Genomic DNA, 4,631 nt, shown 5'->3' on the forward strand with positions numbered 1-4,631 from the left:
GTGGGACCCCCTGATAGATCGCCGACGCTGGATTCCATCCGGCACTGCGGCTCGGATCCTCTCGGTTCATCCTGCCCCCGAGCAGCGCTCGCGGATCGGTTGGTTCAGTCGCAAGGGCAATATGCAGGGCGAGCTTGAAGAGGAGTTCCGCCGACATAATCAAGAGCACCGCGCCCGACAGAAGATTCGATTGAAGCCCTTTTTTGACAGCGTCGAAATCAATCCCCTGACCGAGGAACAGATCGACGCCTGTATTTGCATGGACGACAATGTGCAGATCGTCGCTGCTGCAGGATCAGGAAAGACGTCTACGATGGTAGCGAAGGCTGCCTACGTGCTGCATGAGCATATTGCGGCCGCCGACCAGATTTTGCTCCTGGCCTTCAACAAGAGTGCAGCCGACGAACTCCGTATGCGTATTCGGGCAAGGCTCACAAATCTGCCGGGTATCGAGGCGGTGACGGCCAGCACCTTTCACGCGTTCGGCCTCCATGTGATAGCTCAGGCGACCGGGCGAAAGCCTTCGCTCGCTCGCTGGCTCGATGAACCCGGCGATGACCTGAAGATGATCGCAGCCATCGCTGAGGAACTGGCCGCGCAGGACGCTAGGTTCCGGATCCAGTGGCTGCAGTTTCGCACCATCTACGGGCGGAATATCGGGAGCTGGAACGAACCGAATGCGCCTGAAGTATATCGGAATGGGCGACGAGGCTTTGCAACGGCCATGGGCGATGTTGTCAAGAGCAAGGAAGAGCGCCTGATTGCCGACTGGCTGTTCTATCATGGCGTCCGCTACCAGTATGAGCGAGATTATGAGCATGAAACGGCGACGGAACATCATCGCCAATATCGACCCGATTTCTTCTATCCGGATGCCTCGCTCTATCACGAGCATTTCGCGTTGGGTGAAAGGGGGCTTCCCCCTGACCATTTCGATGGCGACTACGTCGCCGGCGTCCGCTGGAAGCGCCAACTTCATAACGAGTATGGAACCAGCCTCTTCGAAACCACATCGGATGAGATCCGAAGGGGCATCGCGCTCGACCGCCTTAACGACGAACTGGTTGGCCGTGGGCTAGCCGTTGATTTCCACCCTGACCGCGAAGCGCCCGCTGCAAAACCCATTAGCGCCGGCGAGGCTGCCCGCTTGCTTCGGGTTTTCCAGCAGCATGTGAAGAGTAATGGTCTGTCGCGTGAGAAGTTACGTGAGATCGTGCGGAACCAACCCGGCGAGGCTCATCTCGCTCGCATGGAACTCTTCCTCGCTATTTACGAACGTGTTTCCAACGAGTGGGAAAGGCGCCTCGGCGCCGATGATGCCATAGACTTTGAAGACATGATGCTGCTCGCTGCCCACCATGTCGAGGCCGGACGATACCGAAGCCCGTTCAAGGTCGTTCTGGCGGACGAGTTTCAGGACAGTTCGCGTGCCCGTATCCGGCTCTTGAAAGCGTTGTCGGCGAGCCATGCGACGCCCGTGCACCTGTGCGTGGTGGGTGACGACTGGCAGGGGATCAACCGCTTTGCCGGAGCCGATATTTCGGTGATGACGGAGTTCGAAAAATCCTTCGAGCATGCAACGAGGCTCGGCCTCACTACGACCTTTCGGAGCCCTCAATCGCTCTGTGAGGTGTCCAGCGCTTTCGTTATGGCCAACCCTGCCCAGATCACCAAGAAGGTGAAGAGCACCAACTTATACGAAAAGCCGAGCCTGCTTGCCTTTGGTTTCGATGATCTGGCCAATGCCCCGGGGCACCTCGAGGATCAGCTTTCCAAGATGCATGGCTTCCTGGAGGCAGGCAAGCTTGAGCCGGGGAGGGATGGGCGGACATCGGTCCTGATCCTCGGCCGCTATCGTGATGATCGGCCAAGGAGCCTGCGACATTGGCAGGGAAGGTTCGGGGACAGGCTGGATATCGACTTTCGAACGATCCACGCCTCCAAGGGCCTCGAGGCTGACTACATCATCATCCTCAACATGGTGGAAGGCACGAGAGGCTTTCCTAGCCAGATCGAGGATGATCCGCTGCTGCAACTGGCGATGCCCGCTCCTGATCCCTACCCGATGGCCGAAGAGCGTCGATTGTTCTACGTGGCTCTCACGCGTGCAAGGCGCCAGGTGCGAATCTACACCAGCCTTGCCAAGCCATCCCGTTTCGTCGTCGAGCTGGCAAAAAGCGAAGCGCTGGTCATCAAGGCTGTCGATGGCGAGCAACCCGTTGCATGCCCTAAGTGTCATTTCGGTGTCCTGGTACGCCGTCAGGGTACCCACGGGGTCTTCGAAAGCTGTAGCACTTGGCCAGGATGCGATTTCACCCGAAACCCATCGAATGGGAAAGGCGCTGCGCCCAGGTGGAGCAGATTGGGCAATTCGGTTCGCGTGGGGAACAGGTGCCCCGGCTGCGGGGAAGGTACAATGGTCGAGAGGGACGGACCGTATAGCCGGTTTCTTGGCTGTTCGGCATTTCCAGACTGCAAGACGACCGCTCGGATCGAGTGACGTAGGGCGCGGAGCCAACTGAGGTGTCGGTGCCTCACGCTGCCGCAATTATACCCGGCGACCTCTCGTAAGGTTTGCCCAGATCCTGGAACCTGCCGTTGAATGACTGCCGCCTTCGATCGGCGATATGGGCTGACGTGCTGCCCTGAAATGTGACCGGTTTTTGGTAGAGTCCGACCCCGTGGGTGTCGGTCTGGCGATCGCCGCCTAGGAAGCGAGATCGGTCCCTTCGCTTTGCGGAGCTTCGGCGATTGTCTGCGATTGGAGAATTGCGGCCCGTCTTTCGTGCAACGGCTCGGTGCCCTGCTACGCAGCCCGAGCAGCTGGCCGAGCTGCTGCACCGGTAGATCCTGCGCTTGTACGGCGAGGCGAAGAAACAGGCGTTGGTGTACGGATCTGCCGCTATATCGATCTCCGGTTTGGCCAGCCGACCTCGACTTGCGCGCGGTGGGTGATCCGGCCGGCGACGGACGGATACTGGCGCATCGCCCAGCCTGGCGCTCGGGACGCGGCAGGGGGAGGCCTCCAATTACAGATAGAACTCCTGACGAGGCGGCTAGGACCGATTTACTCGACAGTCTCCGAAAACAAGCTTCACGCACTTAGCAAAACCCGGCCGAAAGGATGGCCTTCGGCGACGTGGCGATGCGCCTCGATCGCCTCGCTCAGGGGGAAAACCCGGTCGATGGGCATGCGGTAGGAACCGTCGGCCAGCCGCGCGAGCGCGGTTTCGACCATGTCGCGCACCCGTTGCGTGTGCATTTCCTGGCCCAGCGAAACGCCGTAGACATTCAGCCGCTCGCCGATCAGTTCGAAAAAGCTGAAAGAGGGGATTTCGCCCGTGGAGGCCCCGACCGCGCCATAGCGGCCGTGGGGGCGCAATGCCTTGACCAGCAGATCCTTGCCCTTGCCGCCGGCCAGATCCACTGTGACATCGATGCCCCGGCCGCCGCTGATCTCCAGGCACCGCTTCGCGATGTCCTCCTCGCGATAGTTGATGCCATGGTCGAGGCCGAACGGCCTGATCCTTTCGAGCTTCTCCGCGCTGGACGCCGTACCGATCACAACCGCGCCGAGGTCGCGCGCAATCTGCACCGCAGCGAGACCGACGCCGCCGCCGGCACCCTGGATCAGGACGGTTTCCCCCGGCTGGACGCCGCCATAGGCGACCAGCGCGTCATGCGCGGTGCCGAAGGCGATCGGTGCCGCCGCTGCGATTTGCATGTCGAGCCCCTCGGGGATCGCATAGACATAGTCCTCGCGCGTCGCGAACAGCTCGGCATGGCTGCCGTGCCAGTTGAACGCGACGACCGCCTGACCTGGTTTGAACCGGACCACGTCGCTCCCGACCGCGTCCACGATGCCTGCGGCCTGATAGCCCGGAACGAAGGGGACAGGGTCGGGCGGCGAAATCAGCCGGTTGAGCAGGTCGCCGCCCTCGATGGAAACGAAGCGGGTGCGGATCAGGACGTCTCCGGGCCCCGGCTCGGGATCGGGCAGGTCGCCATAACGCATGACCTCCGGGCCGCCATTCTCGCTGTAGAATATCGCCTTCATCACAGTCCTTCGTTGATGGAGTTCATGGCGGTCAGTCGAGGCTGCCCGCGCCGCCTTGCCAGGCTGTCGGGCGCGCCTTCATGCGCTCGAAGAAGTCCAGCGCCCAGCTGGCCTCCGCCGGGATCGGCTGCCCATGATGTTCGCCGAACTGGAGGTAGCAGTAGAGCCATATGTCGGCGAGGGTGAAGCGGTCTCCGCATACCCAGGTCCGACCGGCCATTTGGGTGTCGAGCCATAGTATCTTGTCGCGGGCCTTCTTCTTGAGCACCGGCGCCGCTTCGGCGGGGAGCACCGACTTGGTGATCGAAAGGCCGTTCTGGGCATCGGCCTCGAAGAAGAGTCTGCCTTCGTCGGTGGAGAAGCCCTCGCCCATCGGTTCCGCGATCTTCTGGTCGATGCGGCGAACCCACATTCGCGTTTCCGCCCGCTCGATCGGCGTGCTGCCGATCAGGGGAGGTTCGGGTTGGATCTCCTCGAGATATTCGCAGATCGCGGTGATTTCGGTCAGCGGTGTGCCGTCGTCCAGCACGATCGCCGGCAGCTCGCCGAGCGGATTGACCGTGCTCAGAAAGGG

Annotated in this window: 3 protein-coding genes; 1 reads left to right on the plus strand and 2 read right to left on the minus strand. The window is 61.3% G+C overall.

The window, feature by feature from the left end:
- Positions 1-2,500, plus strand: a 2,500-nt coding sequence (locus KAY22_RS24925; RefSeq protein ID WP_296625822.1) for a UvrD-helicase domain-containing protein, incomplete at its 5' end; no start/stop codon positions are given.
- A gap of 594 nt (positions 2,501-3,094) precedes the next feature.
- Here KAY22_RS24925 and KAY22_RS24930 read toward each other — a convergent pair.
- Together KAY22_RS24930 and KAY22_RS24935 are read right to left on the minus strand one after the other, a co-directional pair.
- Complete coding sequence (locus KAY22_RS24930; protein WP_296625823.1) at positions 3,095-4,057, minus strand: zinc-binding dehydrogenase; 963 nt, start codon at positions 4,055-4,057, stop codon at positions 3,095-3,097.
- 31 nt (positions 4,058-4,088) lie between these two features.
- Positions 4,089-4,631, minus strand: a 543-nt coding sequence (locus tag KAY22_RS24935) for a glutathione S-transferase family protein (protein ID WP_296625824.1), incomplete at its 5' end; no start/stop codon positions are given.

Origin of the sequence: Rhizorhabdus sp., assembly GCF_018006725.1 — a bacterium.
Classification (GTDB): domain Bacteria; phylum Pseudomonadota; class Alphaproteobacteria; order Sphingomonadales; family Sphingomonadaceae; genus Rhizorhabdus.